20 protein-coding genes and 1 pseudogene are annotated in these 17,247 nt (G+C 68.5%); 8 read left to right on the forward strand and 13 right to left on the reverse strand.

The annotated features are described in order from the left end of the window. Positions 1 to 23: 23 nt before the first annotated feature. Positions 24 to 1,019 carry a CAF17-like 4Fe-4S cluster assembly/insertion protein YgfZ gene (gene ygfZ / locus ACXC9Q_RS40060; RefSeq protein WP_457062097.1) on the reverse strand — a complete coding sequence of 332 codons (996 nt, stop codon included), beginning with the start codon at positions 1,017 to 1,019 and terminating at the stop codon, positions 24 to 26. Positions 1,020 to 1,129: 110 nt separating this feature from the next. On the opposite strand from ygfZ, the gene ACXC9Q_RS40065 reads away from it, so the two are divergent. Beyond that, on the forward strand, positions 1,130 to 1,951 hold the full coding sequence (locus ACXC9Q_RS40065) for an LLM class flavin-dependent oxidoreductase (RefSeq protein ID WP_457062099.1): 822 nt from the start codon (positions 1,130 to 1,132) through the stop codon (positions 1,949 to 1,951). Positions 1,952 to 2,155: 204 nt separating this feature from the next. On the opposite strand, the pseudogene ACXC9Q_RS40070 reads toward ACXC9Q_RS40065, so the two are convergent. Further along, a pseudogene (locus tag ACXC9Q_RS40070) lies at positions 2,156 to 3,522 on the reverse strand (cation:dicarboxylate symporter family transporter). A 109-nt stretch (positions 3,523 to 3,631) separates the two neighbouring features. Here ACXC9Q_RS40070 and ACXC9Q_RS40075 point away from each other — a divergent pair. Beyond that, positions 3,632 to 4,888, forward strand: a complete 1,257-nt coding sequence (locus tag ACXC9Q_RS40075; RefSeq protein WP_457062101.1) for a sensor histidine kinase — start codon at positions 3,632 to 3,634, stop codon at positions 4,886 to 4,888. Beyond that, complete coding sequence (locus ACXC9Q_RS40080; protein ID WP_457062102.1) at positions 4,881 to 5,558, forward strand: response regulator; 678 nt, start codon at positions 4,881 to 4,883, stop codon at positions 5,556 to 5,558. Before ACXC9Q_RS40075 ends, ACXC9Q_RS40080 begins: the two co-directional genes overlap by 8 nt. A 4-nt stretch (positions 5,559 to 5,562) precedes the next feature. On the opposite strand, the gene ACXC9Q_RS40085 is transcribed toward ACXC9Q_RS40080, so the two are convergent. After that, on the reverse strand, positions 5,563 to 6,057 hold the full coding sequence (locus ACXC9Q_RS40085) for an FABP family protein (protein WP_329484047.1): 495 nt from the start codon (positions 6,055 to 6,057) through the stop codon (positions 5,563 to 5,565). Between the two features lie 166 nt (positions 6,058 to 6,223). Between ACXC9Q_RS40085 and ACXC9Q_RS40090 the strand changes: the two genes are divergently transcribed. Further along, entirely contained in the window at positions 6,224 to 6,586 is a 363-nt protein-coding gene (locus ACXC9Q_RS40090) for a DsrE family protein (protein WP_457062104.1), read from the forward strand. A gap of 73 nt (positions 6,587 to 6,659) precedes the next feature. Here the strand turns inward: ACXC9Q_RS40090 and ACXC9Q_RS40095 are convergent, their stop codons facing one another. Together ACXC9Q_RS40095 and ACXC9Q_RS40100 are read right to left on the reverse strand one after the other, a co-directional pair. Next, complete coding sequence (locus tag ACXC9Q_RS40095; protein ID WP_457062106.1) at positions 6,660 to 8,192, reverse strand: hypothetical protein; 1,533 nt, start codon at positions 8,190 to 8,192, stop codon at positions 6,660 to 6,662. Then, entirely contained in the window at positions 8,192 to 8,749 is a 558-nt protein-coding gene (locus ACXC9Q_RS40100; RefSeq protein ID WP_329484044.1) for a hypothetical protein, read from the reverse strand. Before ACXC9Q_RS40100 ends, ACXC9Q_RS40095 begins: the two co-directional genes overlap by 1 nt. A gap of 279 nt (positions 8,750 to 9,028) precedes the next feature. Between ACXC9Q_RS40100 and ACXC9Q_RS40105 the strand changes: the two genes are divergently transcribed. Further along, entirely contained in the window at positions 9,029 to 9,169 is a 141-nt protein-coding gene (locus ACXC9Q_RS40105; RefSeq protein ID WP_457062108.1) for a hypothetical protein, read from the forward strand. A 104-nt stretch (positions 9,170 to 9,273) separates the two neighbouring features. Here the strand turns inward: ACXC9Q_RS40105 and ACXC9Q_RS40110 are convergent, their stop codons facing one another. Continuing rightward, a complete protein-coding gene (locus ACXC9Q_RS40110; protein WP_405071031.1) occupies positions 9,274 to 10,104 on the reverse strand; it encodes a BKACE family enzyme in 831 nt (276 codons plus the stop codon). A gap of 94 nt (positions 10,105 to 10,198) precedes the next feature. Here ACXC9Q_RS40110 and dtd point away from each other — a divergent pair, with 94 nt between their 5' ends. After that, complete coding sequence (dtd, locus tag ACXC9Q_RS40115) at positions 10,199 to 10,624, forward strand: D-aminoacyl-tRNA deacylase (protein ID WP_457062110.1); 426 nt, start codon at positions 10,199 to 10,201, stop codon at positions 10,622 to 10,624. A 95-nt stretch (positions 10,625 to 10,719) separates the two neighbouring features. Here dtd and ACXC9Q_RS40120 read toward each other — a convergent pair whose 3' ends face one another. From ACXC9Q_RS40120 to ACXC9Q_RS40145, 6 genes are all read right to left on the reverse strand, one after another. Beyond that, positions 10,720 to 11,946 carry a choice-of-anchor P family protein gene (locus ACXC9Q_RS40120; RefSeq protein WP_457062112.1) on the reverse strand — a complete coding sequence of 409 codons (1,227 nt, stop codon included), beginning with the start codon at positions 11,944 to 11,946 and terminating at the stop codon, positions 10,720 to 10,722. A gap of 302 nt (positions 11,947 to 12,248) precedes the next feature. Then, on the reverse strand, positions 12,249 to 12,545 hold the full coding sequence (locus tag ACXC9Q_RS40125; protein ID WP_329484038.1) for a DUF1416 domain-containing protein: 297 nt from the start codon (positions 12,543 to 12,545) through the stop codon (positions 12,249 to 12,251). A gap of 1 nt (position 12,546) precedes the next feature. Then, the gene (locus tag ACXC9Q_RS40130; protein ID WP_457062114.1) at positions 12,547 to 13,395 is read right to left on the reverse strand and encodes a sulfurtransferase; all 849 of its coding nucleotides are present in this window, start codon (positions 13,393 to 13,395) and stop codon (positions 12,547 to 12,549) included. A gap of 12 nt (positions 13,396 to 13,407) precedes the next feature. Further along, positions 13,408 to 13,872 carry a DUF4395 domain-containing protein gene (locus ACXC9Q_RS40135; RefSeq protein WP_457062116.1) on the reverse strand — a complete coding sequence of 155 codons (465 nt, stop codon included), beginning with the start codon at positions 13,870 to 13,872 and terminating at the stop codon, positions 13,408 to 13,410. 273 nt (positions 13,873 to 14,145) lie between these two features. Further along, positions 14,146 to 15,042, reverse strand: coding sequence for an RDD family protein (locus ACXC9Q_RS40140; protein WP_457062117.1), 897 nt, complete (start codon positions 15,040 to 15,042; stop codon positions 14,146 to 14,148). Positions 15,043 to 15,123: 81 nt separating this feature from the next. After that, the gene (locus ACXC9Q_RS40145) at positions 15,124 to 15,552 is read right to left on the reverse strand and encodes a TlpA family protein disulfide reductase (RefSeq protein WP_328524213.1); all 429 of its coding nucleotides are present in this window, start codon (positions 15,550 to 15,552) and stop codon (positions 15,124 to 15,126) included. Positions 15,553 to 15,616: 64 nt separating this feature from the next. Here ACXC9Q_RS40145 and arfB point away from each other — a divergent pair, with 64 nt between their 5' ends. Beyond that, entirely contained in the window at positions 15,617 to 16,051 is a 435-nt protein-coding gene (gene arfB, locus ACXC9Q_RS40150; protein ID WP_457062119.1) for an alternative ribosome rescue aminoacyl-tRNA hydrolase ArfB, read from the forward strand. A gap of 70 nt (positions 16,052 to 16,121) precedes the next feature. On the opposite strand, the gene ACXC9Q_RS40155 is transcribed toward arfB, so the two are convergent. Continuing rightward, positions 16,122 to 16,832 (reverse strand): winged helix-turn-helix domain-containing protein, encoded by a 711-nt coding sequence (locus ACXC9Q_RS40155; protein WP_457062121.1) that lies wholly within the window; start codon positions 16,830 to 16,832, stop codon positions 16,122 to 16,124. Positions 16,833 to 16,995: 163 nt separating this feature from the next. On the opposite strand from ACXC9Q_RS40155, the gene ACXC9Q_RS40160 reads away from it, so the two are divergent. Further along, a complete protein-coding gene (locus ACXC9Q_RS40160; RefSeq protein WP_328524216.1) occupies positions 16,996 to 17,235 on the forward strand; it encodes a MoaD/ThiS family protein in 240 nt (79 codons plus the stop codon). Positions 17,236 to 17,247: the final 12 nt, after the last annotated feature.

Below are 17,247 nucleotides of genomic sequence, written 5' to 3' on the forward strand. Positions count from 1 at the left end.
CGCGGTGTTGCGAATGATCCGGCTCACAGCCGGGCGCGCACGTGCAGCCCTGCCTCGGGGTCGACCAGGATCTCCTGCGTCGCGGTCACGGTCGGCTGATCCTCGGCCACGACCTCCAGTACGGCGTCCGGGTCCACGTTCCGCTTCACCATCGCCAGTGCGATCGGGCCCAGCTCGTGATGCCGGGCCGCCGACCCCACGAACCCGACCTGCTTCTCCCCCGCGCGTACGGCGTACCCGTGCGCCGGCAGGTGGTCGACCGAACCGTCCAGATGCAGCCGCACCAGCCGCCGCGGCGGACGGCCGAGGTTGTGCACCCGGGCGACCGTCTCCTGACCGCGATAGCAGCCCTTGTTCAGGTGTACGCCGACTCCGAGCCAGCCCACCTCGTTCGGGATCGCGCGCTCGTCGGTGTCGAGGCCGAACCGCGGGTTGCCGGCCTCGATCCGGAGCGCCTCGTACGCCCAGATCCCGGCCGCCGGCCCCTCGAGTCCAGCCAGCTCCGCCCGCGGCAGGAACACCTCGTGGCCGCCGAGCGAATCCGCACCACTGCGGGTCAGATGCTCGTTGGCCGCGGCCGGTCCAGGCCGCCAGACGATCGCATAGTCGTCGGTCACGTCCGCGATCTCCACCCGGGACATGAACACCATCTTCTGCAGCCAGTCGACCATCGCCGCGGCCGCGCCCGGCTCGGTGTGCAGCCAGAACGTCTCGCCGTCGTCGACGCCGTACATCACGTGCTCGATGTGGCCGGTCGGCGACAGCAGCAGCGCGGTCGTCGACGTACCGGGCTTGAGGCCCTCGAAGTACTGCGTGGTCAGCGCGTGCAGCCAGGTCAGCCGGTCCGGGCCGGTGATCGTGACCACGTCGCGGTGCGACAGGTCGACGAACGCCTGGCCGGCGACCAGGGCCCGCTGCTCGCGCAGATCCGACCCGTAGTGGGCGGCGACGCCGGCGTCGAGTCCGTTGCCCTCGACTGCGCCGGGCCGGTCCAGCAGTGGGCTGCGGTTTCGTGACATGTCACCAGAGTACGTCGAGCGGCGTACGGCGATCGCCTCCCGGGGTGGGATGTGGACAACCTCGGGTCGCGGCCACCCTTGAGGTATCAGAATCCGAAGGGAGCATGGCGATGAGCGACCGGCGATTCCGGTTCGGTGTGGTGGGCAGCCCGACGACCGGCGACGAGTGGATCAAGACCGTCCGCCGAGCGGCGGACCTGGGATATTCGACCGTACTGATGCCCGACGGGCTCCAACTGCCGTCGCCGTTTCCTTCGCTGGCGATGGCCGCCGCGGTCGCGGACATCCGAGTCGGCACATTCGTGGCGGCGGCACCGCTCCGGACGCCGCGGGCAGCCGCGTGGGAGGCGCACACGCTGACCGTCCTGACCGACGGGCGGTTCGAGTTCGGCATCGGGACCGGGCGGCCGGCGGTCGAGCAGCAGGTGGAGGAGATCGGTCTGCGCTTCGGCTCGGCCAAGGAGCGACGTGACCAGGTCCGCGAGACCCTCGACCACCTGGTGCGGCTCGACGGCGACCGCCGTACGCCGATCATGCTCGCGGCCGGCGGACCACGGGCGCTCGCACTGGCCGCGTCCCGGGCCGACATCGTCTCGCTGGCGAAGGACGCGATGACGCCACGGGCCGAGATCACTCAGCTGGTCCGGGACCTGCGTGAGCTGGCCGGATCGCGCGCGGACGAGATCGAGCTGGCGATGAACCTGTTCGCGGCCGGGACGCGCGAGCTGCCGCCGTGGACGAAGCGGGCGGCCGGCGTCGAACCCGAGGAGCTGGAGGCCAGCGACTCGCTGATGATGCTCCGCGGTACGCCGCAACAGATGGCCGACGAGCTGCAACGACGGCGGGACGAGTTCGGTACGACGTACATCAGCGTCAACTCGACGTACCTCGAGGACCTCGCGCCTGTCGTCGAGATGCTGACCGGCCGATGACGCATCCGCCACCCCGGTCACACAACCGTTCCACTTCAGTCGCACAACCGCTTCATTTCAGGGGTTAACGCCCGAGTTGAAGGGTTGCCCCATCAAATTCCGTGGGGGCAACCCTCCACTTGAGGGGTTGACCCCTGAAGTGGAGACGCAGCACTGCCCGCCGGTCTGCGAGCCGGCGGGCAGTGCATGGGAGGGGGAAGGTGGCTAGCGGGCTGGGCTTTCGGAAGCGGTGACTTCGGGGACGTCGCCGGCGTGGGTGTCGCCGGCGGCGAACGCGGCCTCGTCGAACGGGTCCTCACCGGCGAAGACCTGCCGGGCCTGCGCCTTGTCGAACTCCCCGACCCAGTGCCCGACCAGGACGGTGGCGACCGCGTTGCCGGCGAAGTTCGTCAGCGCCCGGGCCTCGGACATGAACCGGTCGATGCCGACGATCAGGCCGACGCCGTCGACCAGGTCCGGGCGGTGCGACTGCAGACCGCCGGCCAGCGTGGCCAGGCCGGCGCCGGTGACTCCGGCGGCGCCCTTCGAGGCCACGATCATGAACAGCAGCAGGGAGATCTGCTGACCGATGGAGAACGGCTCGTTCATCGCCTCGGCGATGAACAGCGACGCCATCGTCAGATAGATCGCCGTACCGTCCAGGTTGAACGAGTAGCCGGTCGGAACGGTGATACCGACCACGGACTTGTCCACACCGAGGTGTTCCATCTTGCCGATCAGCCGGGGCAGGGCGGTCTCCGACGACGACGTCGACACGATCAGCAGGAACTCGCGACCCAGATAGCGCAGCAACTGGAAGATCGAGATCCCGGTCACCGCGCGGAGCAGGGTGCCGAGGACGACAATCACGAAGAGCAGGCAGGTGACGTAGAACGCGAGCATGATCTTGCCGAGGCTGACCAGCGCGTCCAGGCCGGTGGCGCCGACGACGGCCGCGATCGCGCCGAACGCGCCGATCGGGGCGGCCCACATGATCATCGACAGCACCTTAACACCAGCCGCTGGATGTGCCCGATGGCGCCGAGGATCGGCTGGCCCTTCGAGCCCATCGCCTGCAGCGCGAAGCCGATCAGCAGCGCGACGAAAACGGTCTGCAGCACTTCGCCCTCGGTCAGCGCGGACAGCATCGACTTCGGGATGATGCCGAGGAGGAAGTCCGTCGTACCCTCATGCGCCCCGGCGGCCTGCTTCTGGCCGGTCTCGCGGAGCTTGTCGGTCAGGTTCAGACCGGAGCCGGGCTGGACGAGGTTGCCGACCACCAGGCCGATGGCGAGTGCGACCGTCGACATCACCAGGAAGTAGACGAGCGCGAGACCGCCGACCTTGCCGACACTGGCGGCCTGGCGGACCGAGCCGATACCGAGTACCAGCGTGCAGAAGATGATCGGGCTGATCAGCATCTTGATCAGGTTCACGAACCCGGTGCCGAGCGGTTTCAGCTCGACCGCGAAGTCCGGGAACAGGAATCCGACACCGATGCCGAGCAGGACGGCGACGATGACGGCGATGTAGAGGAAATGGGTCCGGTCGTTGCGGACCGGCGTCGGTCGGGGTTCGGTCGGGCTCGACATGTGGGGACTCCCTGGATCGGCCGGGCGGGCTGGTCTGGAGTAACTGTGACGTGACGCACAGGCGAACTGCTCATTTCGTTCATATCGTTCTCAGTGCACACTGTCCGTTGTGAAACACCGGCCGTGGGAATTGCGCCGCCAGGTGCTCTGGCTGCAGACGGTCACGGTCACCGTCCTGATCGCGATGGCCTGGATCACGCTGATCAGCCGGTCCCGGGCCCAGGCCGCGCGGGACGCGGCGGCTGCGGGCATCGCCACGCCGGGCTGGTGGGAGCTGATCCGGCTCGATGTCCGCTCGATGCTCGGCATCGCCAGTCTGATGCTCGGCGTCGCGATCGCCGGCAACGCTCTCGTCTCCTGGCGGGTACGGCGGGCCACGCGTGGCATGGGCACCCAGTCACTGGCCCGGATGCTCGACTTCTACGAAGGCGTCCTGCACGCCGCCCGGGAGGGCCTGATCCTTTTGGACGCGGACGGTCGCGTCCAGCTCGCCAACGATGAGGCGCTGCAACTCCTCGGCCTGCACGAGGTGACCCCGGGCACACCGATCGACGAGCTGCACCTCGGGTCGACTCTCGCGGAGTTGCTCCAGGGCGGGAGAACGGCGTACGACGAACTGCATCTCGGGGCGCACGGGGTCGTGGTGGTGAACCAGCAGCCGGCCTCGTCCGGACGGATCGTGACACTGCGGGACCACACCCAACTGCAACGGTTGCTCGGCGAACTGGACGCCGTACGCAGCCTGGCCGAGTCGCTGGAGGCGCAGAACCACGAGGCGTCGAACCGTTTGCACACGGTCGTCAGCCTGATCGAGATCGGCAAGCCGGAACGTGCTCGTGAGTTCGCGGTGTCCGAATTGCAGTTCGCCCAGGCGATGACGGACCGGGTGGTCGGGACGGTCGGCGATCCGGTGCTGGCGTCCCTGCTGCTCGCGAAGCTGTCGCAGGCTCAGGAGCGTGGCGTCGTACTGACGCTGGAGCTTGGTTCCGAGGCTTTGAACACGCGGCTCCCGGCCCAGGACGTCGTGACCGTCGTAGGCAACCTGCTCGACAACGCGATCGAGGCCGCGCGCGGCGGACCGGCTCCGCGCCGGGTCGAGCTGCGCGCCGGTACGACGCCGGACGCGATCGACCTGATCGTCACGAACACCGGTGCCGAGTTGGGCGCGGCGGAGCTGGCGCACATGTTCGAGCGCGGCTGGTCGACGAAGGCCGAACCGGGGCACGGCCTCGGTCTCGTGCTGGTGCGGAGCACGGTCGAGCGGTGGCAGGGCACGCTGATGGTCGACCCGGATTCCGAGCTCGATGACGTACCGGCGCTGACCGTCCGGGTCCGGCTGCCGCGGGCGGTGAGCGCCAGTGCCTGAGCTGCGGGTGCTGGTCGTCGAGGACGACCCGGTCGCCGCCGAGGCGCATCGCACGTACGTCGAACGCCTGCCAGGCTTCACGTGTCTCGGTGTCGCGGGTACGGCGGCTCGCGCGCTGCAGGTGCTCGCCCGTGGTGACGTGGATCTGGTGCTGCTGGACATGCACCTACCGGACGGGCACGGGCTGGAGGTGGTCCGCCGGATGCGGGCCTTGGGCAACCAAACCGATGTGGTCGCGGTGACGTCGGCGCGGGAGGTGGCGGCGGTGCAGGAGGCCGCGCGGATCGGCGTGGTGCAGTACGTCCTGAAACCCTTTGCCTTCGAGACGTTACGGGACCGGTTGACGGCGTACGCGCGGCAACGGCGGGCAGCCTCGCTGGGTGAAGTGGTCGCGGATCAGGACGAGGTGGACCGGTTGTTGCATCCGGCAACCGTCTCGTCGGTGCCGAAGGGGCTGGCCGGAGCCGTGCTCGACCGCGTCGTCCAGCTGCTCGGGAACCGCGAGGGCTGGACCGCGGAGGAGGTCGTGGCGTCGCTGGGCACGTCCAGAATCACGGCCCGCCGGTATCTGGAGCACCTCGCCGATCAGGGCCAGGCGCTACGCACTCAACGCTACGACGGCCGCAGCGGCCGCCCCAAAGTCGAGTACTCCTGGGTCGCGGAGAGCTAACGGATCAGGTGCGGACGAGGGTTGCCCAGAGGTGGGGCTGGAGGGCCTGGCCCTCGGCGGCCATGTCGTAGGCCCAGAGCAGCTCGCCGTTGACCAGGCCGTACAGGCGGTGGCCGGCGGTGACCTCCTTGGCGGTCACGGTGCGGGCGACGACGTCGGTTCGCAGCTCGATCTTGGCGCCGTCGATCTCGCCGTACCAGATCTCCGCGATGCCGGTCGGGTGGGCGAGGATGACCTCGACCTTGTTGTCCGGCTTCGGACGCCAGAAGCCGGTCTCGACGGCCAGTGGGCGCTCCTTGGTGCCGTCCTCCCCGACCACGTAGGTCTGGCTGACGTAGTGCAGGTAGGGCTTGCCGTTGTGGCTGAAGTCGATCTGCTGGCCGAACTCGAACTTCTCGATCGTCGGGTAGTCGCCGTGCCCGCGACCTTCCCAGCGGCCCAGCAGCCAGGCCAGCGGCACCAGGTCGGGGTGCAGGTCCTGCGGGATCTCGAACGCCATCTGTCACTCAGCTCGCGTTGCGGCCGCGGTACAGCCGATAGACGACGAACGCCGAGAACCAGGCCATGAACACACAGACCAGGATCAGCAGCGTGGTGAAGATGACGTGCAGCACGTTGGCCAGTCTAGGGGATGCGCCTGCCGAGGCTTCGGCTACCGTGGCGTGATGTCCCGCACGCTGGTGATCAAGCTGACCGCAGGCGCCGAGGAACCCGAGCGCGCCAACCAAGCCTTCACCGTCGCCGCCACCGCGATCGCCGCCGGCGCCGACGTCTCCCTCTGGCTCACCGGCGAAGCCGTCTGGTTCGCCGTCCCCGGCCGGGCCGAGTCCTTCGATCTGCCCCACGCGGCGCCATTGGCCGATCTGCTGGCGGCGGTGCTCGAGGGTGGACGCCTCACGGTCTGCACCCAATGCGCCAAACGCCGCGACCTCACGGAGACCGAGCTGTTGCCCGGTACACGCGTCGCCGGCGCCCCCGCCTTCACCGAAGAGATCCTTACCGACAACGCCCAGGCCATCGTGTACTGACAGCCCTGCCCGCCCGGGTCGTCGTGTCTTGGGTAACCAGGGCGGGGTCGTTGCCCGCAGGCGCAGTCAGTGATCAGCCGCCCAGAGCGGGGCCGTCGTTGCTCGGGCCGGTGCGGCCGGCGCTCTGCTTGTGCAGCTCGCCAGGAGTCCGTCCACCGCGACCATTGCCTGCCAGCTGAGCCGGGTCGGGCGGACTGGCGGCACCCGCCGCGGGCGGGTTTCCGTCGGTGTACACCGAGTGGCTCTTGGCCATCTCGTCCTGGGACATCGTGCTCTGGCCCGTGCCCTGCCGCTGACCGGCCTGCTGGTTCTGAGCCCGGGTCTGGGCCAGCACCTGGTTCACCGACCGGTCTCGGTTCGCAGCATCCTGCCTGACCTGCTGCCCGTTCTGCCCCTCCTGCTGCCCGTCCTGGCCGTTCTGTCCGAACTGCGCGCTCTGGTCCACGGCCGGCTGGGCATCCTGGCCAACCTGCTCGGCATTCGCACCGTTCTGCTGCGCCGCACGGTTGGCATCCGCCCGATCCTGGGCCGTAGGCAACGCCGGCTGCGCCCCGGCATCGCCTTGCTCCTGCTCAGCCCGTAGACCTTGCTCCTGCCCCTGCTCAGCCTGCAGACCTTGCTGCTGCCTTTGCTCAGGTCCCTGCTCCCCAGCCGCCCGAATCACACCATCGTCACCGATCTCCGGCGCCTGCTCGCCCTCTGGCGAATCCAGATCCCGATCCTGCCGCTCCGGTGACTCTTCACCAGCCGCCCGGATCACACCATCGTCACCAAGCTCCGGCCCCCGCTCAACCTCCGGCCCATCCTGATCAACCTCGGGCGCTCCCTCATCCAAACCCCGCCCAGGCTCCTCACCAGCCGCCCGAACCACACCGTCATCACCAAGCTCCGGCCCCTGCTCAACCTCCGGCGCGTCTTGATCAACCTCCGGCGCACCCTGCCCCTGAGCATCCTCGGCGCGCTCTTCCAGCCGCTCGGCTTCTTCGGCCGCGCCCAGCGCCGCACCAGCGGCAGCGCCCTCCACCACACCGGCGTCGACGCCGGGATCAGCAGCCTCGCGCTGGTCCGCCCTCGCCCGCTCTTCCCGCCGCGTCTCGGCCTCGGCATCCTCGCGCTGCTGATCCCGGCGGGCGTCATCCGTCTCCGCCTGCTGTGCCCGTTCACCGGCGTCGTCCACCTCGGCCTCTGCGCGGTCGAGCCGGCCGTCGTGGTCGACGTCGCCGTCGAACTCCCGGACCTCCGGGATTCCATTGTCGTTGGGGTCGGTGAGCCGCTGCTCGGTGTCCTGCTCCTGCTGCGCCTCCCGCAGATCCACTTCGGCCGCGTCGACCTGCTGCTGGAGCTGGTCGCGGAGCCGGCGTTGCTCCTCGACCTGCTGCTCCAGCATGGCCGTCCGTTCGGCGGGGTCCATCCCCCGCACCTGCTCGTCGAAATCCTGGTCGAACCTCTGCCGGTTCAGGAGCTGCTCCATCGCGGCCCGCCGCTCCCTGTTCGCCCCCATCCGCTGGAGGGAGTTGTAGAGCTGACGCAGCCGCGTGTACAGACGCTGGATCTCGGCGACCACCGACTGCACGACCTCGTGCGCCGGGTCATCGTGAATCGCCATCACGCCACCTCACTTGCATAGACGGAGTAGGCAAAGCCGGCCGCGGTGTCCTCGGGCCCGGGTTGGGTCGCGTACAGGTGGAACTCGGCGCCCGGCTTCAGCCAGACGGCCAGGTGACGTCGGCGGCCCCGCCACTCCGGCGGAATGCGCGCATCCGATCCCGGCCCGACGAAGACCGGTGCGCCCCAGTGCTGGCGAGCCAACTGGAGCTGAGCGGGCCAGTGCGCATCCAGCCCTTCCTCGGCGTCAGGCAACTCGGCCGGTCCGATCTCGTACGCCGACCAGCCACTGCGCGGGCTCTCCGGCAGTACGGCGTCCGGCAGCACGAGCATCACGGTCTCGCGCGGGGTGACCAGCCCCCAGGTGTAGCGGTCTGGGTCGATGTTGCCTGGGGCCCACGGACGCCAGCCGGTGGCGGCGGTGACGCGGGAGACCAGCGCGCGGATGGCATCCACGCCGGTGCCCTGCGGTCCCCAGATCGATCTCCAGTCGGAGACCTCGGCCAGATCCGCCATGGCACGCTCGTCATCGCTCGACGACCGCTGCTGCGTCTTCACCCCGCCACACTCCTCTCCTCAGTCCGCCCAGCCTAAGCCTCCGCCGGTGCCACCACCTCCCGGATGACGCACACCTGTGGACAACGGATCCCTCGCCCCTCGCGTACCGAAGGACGGGAGGTAGTCGACCTTCCCCGGGGACCCACCGCCCGCCGCCGACCAGTCTTGTGTCACTACCTCCCGTCCTCAGGTACGTCGTTCGCGAGCAGCAAGCGATGGACAACGTACGCACGTCTCGAACTGGGTTGTAGTGGAAACAAGAAGCTCCCGGCCCCGCCGATGCCGCTGACGCTGACCGTCGGCTGGCTCGTCACTCGGTGGTCCACCGGGCCGGATCGGCATCGGGCCGTCGGCGCCGTACGGACCACCTTGTTGTACGTCGGTCTCACTACGCTGATCGCGATCCCGCTGCTCGTGTGACAGGGCAAAGGCGTCAACCCGACCGTGCTCCCGCGGGACTACCTCCGCGACTGGCTATTGCTTGAGGCAACGATTGTGGCGGCCGGTGCGGTGGTCTTCGTGGTTCAGCGGTCCCGCTTCACGTTCAGCAGGTCGCGGGCCTCGTCCGGCGACATCGGCGGGCGCTGAGCCAGCGTCGCGAGTGCGGCGGCCCGCTCGACCAGCTCGGCGTTGTGGTTCACCGGCTGACCCTTCGCCAGCGTGAGCGTGTCCTCCATGCCGACGCGCAGGTTCCCGCCCTTCGACAACGCGGCCAGCGCGACCGGGAGCGCCGTACGCCCGATGCCCGTTGCCGACCACGAGGTCACCGCGGCGGGGAGCGCGTTGACGGCTGCCACCAGGGCGTCGGCCGTACCAGGCATGCCGCCCGGGACGCCCATCACCAGGTCGCAGTGCACGCGTCCGCCGTACGGCAGGCCGAACTTGTCCAGCAACCGGTGCAGCGCGGCCACATGCCCGAGGTCGAACAGCTCGAACTCCGGCACCACCTCGCGCTCCTGCGTCAGCTGGTAGAGCTCGGTGACGAACGGCCACGGGTTCATGAACACGTCGTCGCCGAAGTTGACTGTGCCCATCGTCAGCGAACACGAGTCGGGTACGGCGTCGAGCACGCGGAGCCGGTGGTCGTACGGATCGGTGACCGCGCCGCCCGTGGACAGCTGCACGATCAGCGCCGTGTTCGCCCGGATCGCGGCGACCGTGTCGGTCAGCCGGCCGAGGTCCAGTGTCGGCTTGTGCTCGCCGTCGCGGATGTGGATGTGGATCATCGCCGCCCCCGCGGCCTCGCACCGCTTCGCGGTCTCGACCAGCTCGTCGAGCGTGGTCGGCAGCGCCGGGCAGTCCGCCTTCGCGGTCTCCGCACCGGTGGGAGCAACTGTGATCAGAGTCGACGCCATGGACGAATCCTGCCAGATGTCCGCCCGCAACGAGATATTTGCCGGTGAACGGGTTCGATCACCGGACGATCTCCGGCACGGCAGGATGTTCTCCATGAGAGCCGTCGTACAGCGAGTCAGCCAGGCATCGGTCACCGTCGAGGGCGAGGTGGTCGGCGCGATCGACGGCCCCGGCCTGCTGGTCCTCCTCGGCGTCACCCACGACGACACCCCCGAGAAGGCCGCCGCCCTGGCCGCGAAGATCTGGACCCTCCGCATCCTCCACGACGAACGCTCCGCCGCCGACGAACAGGCCCCGATCCTCGCGATCAGCCAGTTCACCCTGTACGCCGACACCCGCAAAGGCCGCCGCCCGTCCTGGAACGCCGCCGCTCCCGGTCCCGTCTCCGAACCCCTCTACAACTCCTTCTGCACCGCCCTCGAATCCCTCGGCGCCAAAGTGGAACGAGGCCGCTTCGGAGCCCACATGGACGTCTCCCTGACCAACGACGGCCCAGTAACCCTCATCCTCGACGCCTGACCACAACAAACCGGCCCCCGGATCCATCGGATCCGGGGGCCGGTGTTTGGTTCTGGGTCGGTGAGGTTCGACTCAGAGGGGCGCGTCGAGCTGGATCAGCTGACGACGCCGGCGGCCGAGTGGCCGACGATGACCTTGGTGTTCAGGCTGTAGACGTCGATCACCAGAGCGTTCACCGAGATGTAGCGGTACTGCTTCAGGACCTGGTTGAAGGTCAGCCGGGCGACACCCGGGATGTCCAGGGTCTGGTTCACACCGGTCTTGACCGGGTAGGTCTTGTTGCCGACCTTGATCGAGGCGATGCTCGAGGACGAGCTCACGCCACCCTTGCCGTCCTTGGTCTTCCACGCGGAGGCGGAGGACTCGATGGCGCCGATGGACAGGTTGCCCACCTTCACACCCGCGACGTGCGAGGTGAAGTTGATGTAGGACTTGTTCTCGCCGATGGCGCCGTTCTTGGTGGTGTAGACCCCACCGACGTAGGCGACCTTCGGGATGTTCACCTCGCCGACCGCGACCTTGACCGTCTTGCCCTCAGTCCCCTGGCAGGTGGTCTGAAGCGACGTCGGACCGGACACGACCAGCTTGTCGGCGTTGGCCTTGGTGCCGTACGCGTCACCGATCACCAGCGCGGTGGCCGGCTTCGAGATCTCCGCGCGGGTCTTCAGCACCGCGACGTCGACGCCCTCCGGAACGAACTGGTTCTTCACGTTCGCGTGGATCACGACGGCCTGCGCGTACGAGTAGATGCCGGAGCTGGTCTTCACGCCACCGACACGGTTCAGCACGATGTAGCCGAGGCCCGGTACGGCGACCTTGGTGTTCCACTTCGGCGCGAGCAGCGACGGCACCGAGACGGCGCCGATCTTCACACCGGCGAACGTGGTGTTGCCCGTGTAGGACAGCTTGCCCTTGTAGTACCGCGCCGTGGTGGTGGTCTTCACACCCGTCAGCGTCAGCAGGTTGCCGACCTTGATGTCGACCGCGGTGGCGTTGCTGGTCACGCCGGTGCCGCTCTTGTCGTTGAACGCGTGCGTGTCGGTGCGCACCGTGCGCGCGATCGCCTGGTTGTTCACGTTCGCCGTGGCGATGTCGTTCTTGTCGGCCTTGGTCGGGTCCGTGGTGCAACCGAACTTGCTGACGACCTGCGGGCCGCTGTTCGCCAGCCCGGATTCAACGTCGGTCCCGTACGAGTAGCCGCTGTATCCGAAAACCGGCGAGGCGGACGCAGAACCCGAAGTCAGCGCGATCGTAGAAGCCACGCCGACAACCGCCGCAACACCGACGGCAGCGAGCTTCTTGTATCCGATGCGGGGTCGCATTGACCCCTCCTCCCTGAGTGATGACGTGACCCGAAGTGCGGGTCAGGACACAGACACAACTCAGCCGATTGCGGTAGGTGACGAGCAGAATGCGCTCCGAGACCAAACCGTTACATTCGTGCTCGTTCCGCAAGATTCGGCCGCCGGCCCGTAACTCCGAAGCGATGACCGCAAACCCCAGTCCCGCAGGCGTTTCCGGACATGCCGAAGGGCCCGGACGCGCAAGGTCCGGGCCCTTCGGGGCTACCTTCAGGGTGGGCCACCTTCGGGTGGTGGTGGCACCATCAGTAACGAACGACAGGTCAGACGGTGACGGCCACTTCCGCGACCTCGCCGTACTGCGCGACCACCTGGCGGTCGACCGGGTCGGCCTTCGGCGCCAGCGTGCGCAGCGTCCAGCTGCCCGGCGCCGCGAAGAACCGGAAGTGCCCGGTCGCCGACGTCGGCACCTCGGCGGTGAACTCACCCGTTGCGTCGAGCAACCGCACGTACGCGCCGCCGACCGGCTCCTCGCCGCGCAGCACCTGGCCCTGGATCACTGCTTCCTTGTCGACGTCGACGCCCTTGAGGTCGAGGCCGCCCTTCTTGGCTCCGCACATGTCAGGCCTCCCCGGGCTCGTCGCCGAGTGCCACGGGTACGCCGACCAGCGAACCCCACTCGGTCCAGGAACCGTCGTAGTTCTTCACGTTCGGCTGGCCGAGGATCTCGTGCAGCACGAACCAGGTGTGCGCCGAACGCTCGCCGATCCGGCAGTACGCGATGGTGTCCTTACCGAAATCCACGCCGGCGTCGGCGTACAGCGTCTTCAGCTCGTCGTCGGAGCGGAACGTGCCGTCGTCGTTGGCCGCCTTGCTCCACGGGATGTTCGCCGCGGTCGGGATGTGACCCGCGCGCTGCGCCTGCTCCTGCGGGAGGTGGGCCGGGGCGAGCAGCCGGCCGGCGTACTCGTCGGGGCTGCGAACGTCGACCAGGTTCTTCACGCCGATCGCGTCGCCCACCTCGTCGCGGAAGGCGCGGATGGCCAGGTCCGGCTCCTGCGCGGTGTACTCGGTGGCCTCGCGCTTGACGACCTCGTCGGTCAGCTCGCGACTGTCCAGCTCCCAGCGCTTGCGGCCGCCGTCGAGCAGCCGGACGTCGCCGTGCCCGTACAGCTTGAAGTACCAGTACGCGTACGCCGCGAACCAGTTGTTGTTGCCGCCGTACAGCACGACCGTGTCGTCGGTCTTCACCCCGCGGTCGGACAGCAGCGCCTCGAACTGCTGCTTGTTGACGAAGTCCCGCCGGACCGGGTCCTGCAGGTCGTCCTTCCAGTCCAGCTTGATCGCGCCGGCGATGTGGCCGGCGTCGTACGCCGAGACGTCTTCGTCGACCTCGATCAGGACGACCCCGGCGTCGGTCTTGTGCTCCTCGACCCAGTCGGCCGAGACGAGCGCGGATTCCCTGCTCATGTGTGCTGCCTCTCAGTTGGTAGCGGTGCTGGTGTCACGGGTTGGCGTACGAATGCGGTGGATCAGCAGATAGGCCTCGCAGCCGAGGCAGAGCCCGACGGCGGCGTTCACGAACGCCGCCACCAGGGCGAATCCGGTGGCGACCACGCCCAGCACGGTCGCGCCGGTCAGGTACCCGATCAGACCGGCGACCGCGAAGACGAGGCCGACCAGCTGGGCGAACCGCGGCGGGGCCGCGTCCTCCAGCTCCTTGGGGGGACCCAGCCGGGGGCGGATCAGCCGCTTGAACAACAGCCCGTACGGCGACGCCTGGACGCCGAACGCGACCGAGATCGCGAACACCACGGCTTGCACCGCGAGCGGCCAGGGGCTGTTCAGTACGAGCGTCAACGCCAGGACGACCGTGGTTACACCGGCCGCGAACCGGAGTCCCCTCGGATCAACCTGGAGGCTTTGTTTCGCCGTCTGATCGGACATGACGACTCCCGGAGGAGAGAAGATTCGAGCCGGACCCGCCCGGGTCTGCGGGAGGCGACGTACGCGAAACCGTGCTCAGCGACCGGTCTCGCAGCGCTCGGGACGCCGCCTGGTCAGCGGCGACGACACAGTGACGAGCGCATCCGGCAGTTGTCCACTGCCCTGCGCTTGGTCAGCCATGTCGTGTACGCCACGCATCCGAGAGTACGGAAACCGGGCGGACTCGCCAGCCGTGGTCCCACTGAGTGAGACAATTGATCAGATTGCGGACAATCAGGTCCGGACCACGTTCGTGTGGGCGACCTTGTCGTGCAGCGCCTGCTTCTTGTCGTCCCAGAGCGGCCAGAGGTAGTTGATCAGAGCAATAAAGCTGAACAGCGTCCCGACCAGCGGGACTGTGGCCAGCAGGCTGAGTCCGATGATGAAGCCGTACCGCTTCGCCACCGCCGACCCGGGCGGATTGCCCGGCACGTCCCGGAGCCGGACGCCGATTCCGAGCGCCTTCTTGCCGGGCGTGGCGCCCTTCTTGGTCAGGAACAGGTACTCGTAGACGAACGACACCAGGAGCCCGAGCAGCACTGCCGGGATCATCCACTTGTACGCCTCGGGCGGCAGCGCGGTGCTGGTCGTCGGGGTGCCGGCCTCCGCTGCATCCAGCGTGTCCTCGAAGTACTTCCAGATCACCTGGGAGTACTGGTAGTAGAAGTAGCCGGTCAGCGGCAGGCCGATGATGCCGACGATGATCGAGTCGATGATGAGGGCGAACACCCGGCGCCACCAGCCCGACAGCGGCTGCCCGTCCGGTGTCGTGGCTACCCGCTGTCCGGGGTAGCCGTAGCCCTGCTGCTGAAAGCCCTGCCCGTACTGCGGCTGGCCGTGTTGGGGCTGCCCGTGTTGCGGTTGCCCGTACGGCGCTTGACCGGTCTGTTGCGGCTGCGCGCCGTACTGGCCGTACTGCGCCGGCGCTTGCTGGCCGCCGCCGTACACCTGACCGTGCTGGGCGGGCTGGCCGTACTGCGGTTGGCCGGTGGCCGTGGGCTGGCCGAACTGGCCCTGGAACGGCGGCGGGCCCTCCTGGGCACGGCGCTGGTCCGTCCAGGCCTCGCCGTCCCAGTAGCGCTGCTGGGTCGGGTCCTGGGGGTCGTCGTACCAACCGGCTGGGAAGCTCACTGCCATAGCATCGCCTAAGTCCGAGGGCATCCGCCATTTAGTTGCAGTAATCCGTCAATCAGTTGCAGCCAGCGGACGGACTCAGTTGGGCTGGCGCTCGATCGCGGTGGCCAGCGCGGCGATCACGTCAGGCTTGCGCGGCGCACCACTGGCCCGCTTGACCACGGCACCGGTGCTGTCGAGCACCAGCGTCGTCGGGGTCCGCAGGATGTCGAGCCGCCGGACCAGCTCCAGATGCGACTCCGCGTCGAGCTCGACGTGCCGCACTCCCTCGACCATGCCCTCGACCTCAGCCAGCGTCCGCCGCGTCACCCGGCACGGCGCACAGAACGCCGACGAGAACTGCAGCAAGGTGGCCCGCTCGCCGAGCTCGCCACCGACCTCGGCCGCCGACACCCGCTCCACGTCCTCGACCTTCCCCCGGAATCGTCCGTCAACCCACGTTTTGAGCGCACTGAGCAGCACACCGGCGCCTACCGCGCCGACCAGCACCCAGATACCCAAGCTCACAGCAATCCACAGTACGTGGGTGTGTTTACGATTCAACCGCGCGTTTCACTCCTCGGACTGGACAATGGGGTCCGTGGAGAACGGGTTGACGGTCCGAGGCGGGGTAGTGATTCCCGAGGCCGAGCTGGAGTGGCGGTTCTCGCGGTCCGGCGGGCCGGGTGGGCAGTCCGTCAACACCACGGACAGCCGGGTCGAGCTGAGCTTCGACGTGGCCGGTACGACGGCGTTGAGCGACGTACTGAAGACCCGGGCGCTCGAGCGGCTGCAGTCGCGGCTGGTCGGGGGCGTGGTGACCATCGCGGCGTCGGAGTACAAGTCGCAGTGGCGCAACCGGGAGGCCGCCCGGGAGCGGCTGGCCGTGCTGCTGCGGGAGGCGATCGCGCCACCGCCCCGGCCGCGGCGGCCGACCAAGCCGAGCAAGGCCTCGGTCCGGCGCCGCCTCGACGCCAAGAAGCGCCGAGGCCAGACCAAACGCCTCCGCGGCCGCCCGGACGACTGACGAGGACGTCGCGTCCATCTGGAAGTTGCCGAAGGCCCCTAACCTGCTCACGCAGGTCGAGTGCGAGGGGTCAGGCGTTGGCGTCCGCGGTCTCGCGGGTTGCGGTCGGCGGGATGACGAAGCGGTACCCGACGTTTCGTACGGTGCCGATCAGCGACTCGTGCTCCGGGCCGAGCTTCGCGCGCAACCGCCGTACGTGAACGTCCACCGTGCGCGTGCCGCCGAAGTAGTCGTAGCCCCAGACTTCCTGCAGCAACTGCTCCCGGGTGAATACCCGTCCCGGATGCTGCGCGAGGAACTTGAACAGCTCGAACTCCTTGTACGTCAGGTCGAGCGCCCGCCCGTTGAGCTTCGCCGTGTACGACGCCTCGTCGATCACGACATCGCCGCTGCGGATCAGCGTGGAGTCGGGCTCCTCGTTCCGCACCGCGGCGAGCCGGCCGATGACGAGGCGCAGCCGCGCCTCGATCTCCGCCGGACCGGCCGTGTCGAGCAGTACGTCGTCCGCACCCCAGTCCGCGTTCACCGCGGTCAGGCCGCCCTCGGTGACGACCAGGATCAGCGGTACGTCGATGCCCGTCGTACGGATCAGGCGGGACACCCCGCGGACGGCGACCAGGTCACGCCGGGCGTCGAGCAGGACAGCGTCCGCGTCCGGAGCATCGACCAGGGCGGCGACCTCGGCGGGTAGGATCCGGATCTGGTGCGGCAGCAGGGCGAGCGACGGCAGGACCTCTGTGGAGGCCTGCAACGCGTTCGTCAGCAGAAGCAACGTGCTCACGCTGTCTCCTTGCGCTGATCATCGGATCCTTCGTGAGCGACCCGGTCCAAGGGCGGTGTCAAGCCCCTGCGGCGTCATTGCCGGGGGCCCGAGACACACTGGAAGCAACAGCAAGCTGACATAATAGCGGAAGACTTAACCGATTAGTGAGGCCTGCGACCACATGCCGGAAGTGACCATCAGGTACTTCGCCGCCGCGCGCTCCGCCGCCGGCCGGTCCACCGCGACCGCCGAAGCCACCTCGATCCGCGACCTCGTCACCACCGTCTCGGCCGACCGCCCCGAGTTGGCCCGCGTCCTCTCGATCTGCACCTTCCTCCTCAACGGCGAACGCGCAGACCCCACCACCGCCCTCTCCGCCGGCGCCCAAGTAGACGCCCTCCCACCCTTCGCCGGCGGCTAACCCGACCTCATA

Source organism: Kribbella sp. CWNU-51 (assembly GCF_054073265.1).

Excerpts from the sequence above, each read along its gene's own strand:
- ygfZ (WP_457062097.1), bottom strand. The coding sequence starts at position 1,019 with ATGTCACGAAACCGCAGCCCACTGCTGGACCGGCCCGGCGCAGTCGAG.
- ACXC9Q_RS40065 (WP_457062099.1), top strand. The coding sequence starts at position 1,130 with ATGAGCGACCGGCGATTCCGGTTCGGTGTGGTGGGCAGCCCGACGACC.
- ACXC9Q_RS40085 (WP_329484047.1), bottom strand. The coding sequence starts at position 6,057 with ATGGCGTTCGAGATCCCGCAGGACCTGCACCCCGACCTGGTGCCGCTG.
- ACXC9Q_RS40090 (WP_457062104.1), top strand. The coding sequence starts at position 6,224 with ATGTCCCGCACGCTGGTGATCAAGCTGACCGCAGGCGCCGAGGAACCC.
- ACXC9Q_RS40095 (WP_457062106.1), bottom strand. The coding sequence starts at position 8,192 with ATGGCGATTCACGATGACCCGGCGCACGAGGTCGTGCAGTCGGTGGTC.
- ACXC9Q_RS40105 (WP_457062108.1), top strand. The coding sequence starts at position 9,029 with ATGCCGCTGACGCTGACCGTCGGCTGGCTCGTCACTCGGTGGTCCACC.
- ACXC9Q_RS40110 (WP_405071031.1), bottom strand. The coding sequence starts at position 10,104 with ATGGCGTCGACTCTGATCACAGTTGCTCCCACCGGTGCGGAGACCGCG.
- dtd (WP_457062110.1), top strand. The coding sequence starts at position 10,199 with ATGAGAGCCGTCGTACAGCGAGTCAGCCAGGCATCGGTCACCGTCGAG.
- ACXC9Q_RS40120 (WP_457062112.1), bottom strand. The coding sequence starts at position 11,946 with ATGCGACCCCGCATCGGATACAAGAAGCTCGCTGCCGTCGGTGTTGCG.
- ACXC9Q_RS40125 (WP_329484038.1), bottom strand. The coding sequence starts at position 12,545 with ATGTGCGGAGCCAAGAAGGGCGGCCTCGACCTCAAGGGCGTCGACGTC.
- ACXC9Q_RS40130 (WP_457062114.1), bottom strand. The coding sequence starts at position 13,395 with ATGAGCAGGGAATCCGCGCTCGTCTCGGCCGACTGGGTCGAGGAGCAC.
- ACXC9Q_RS40135 (WP_457062116.1), bottom strand. The coding sequence starts at position 13,872 with ATGTCCGATCAGACGGCGAAACAAAGCCTCCAGGTTGATCCGAGGGGA.
- arfB (WP_457062119.1), top strand. The coding sequence starts at position 15,617 with ATGGGGTCCGTGGAGAACGGGTTGACGGTCCGAGGCGGGGTAGTGATT.
- ACXC9Q_RS40160 (WP_328524216.1), top strand. The coding sequence starts at position 16,996 with ATGCCGGAAGTGACCATCAGGTACTTCGCCGCCGCGCGCTCCGCCGCC.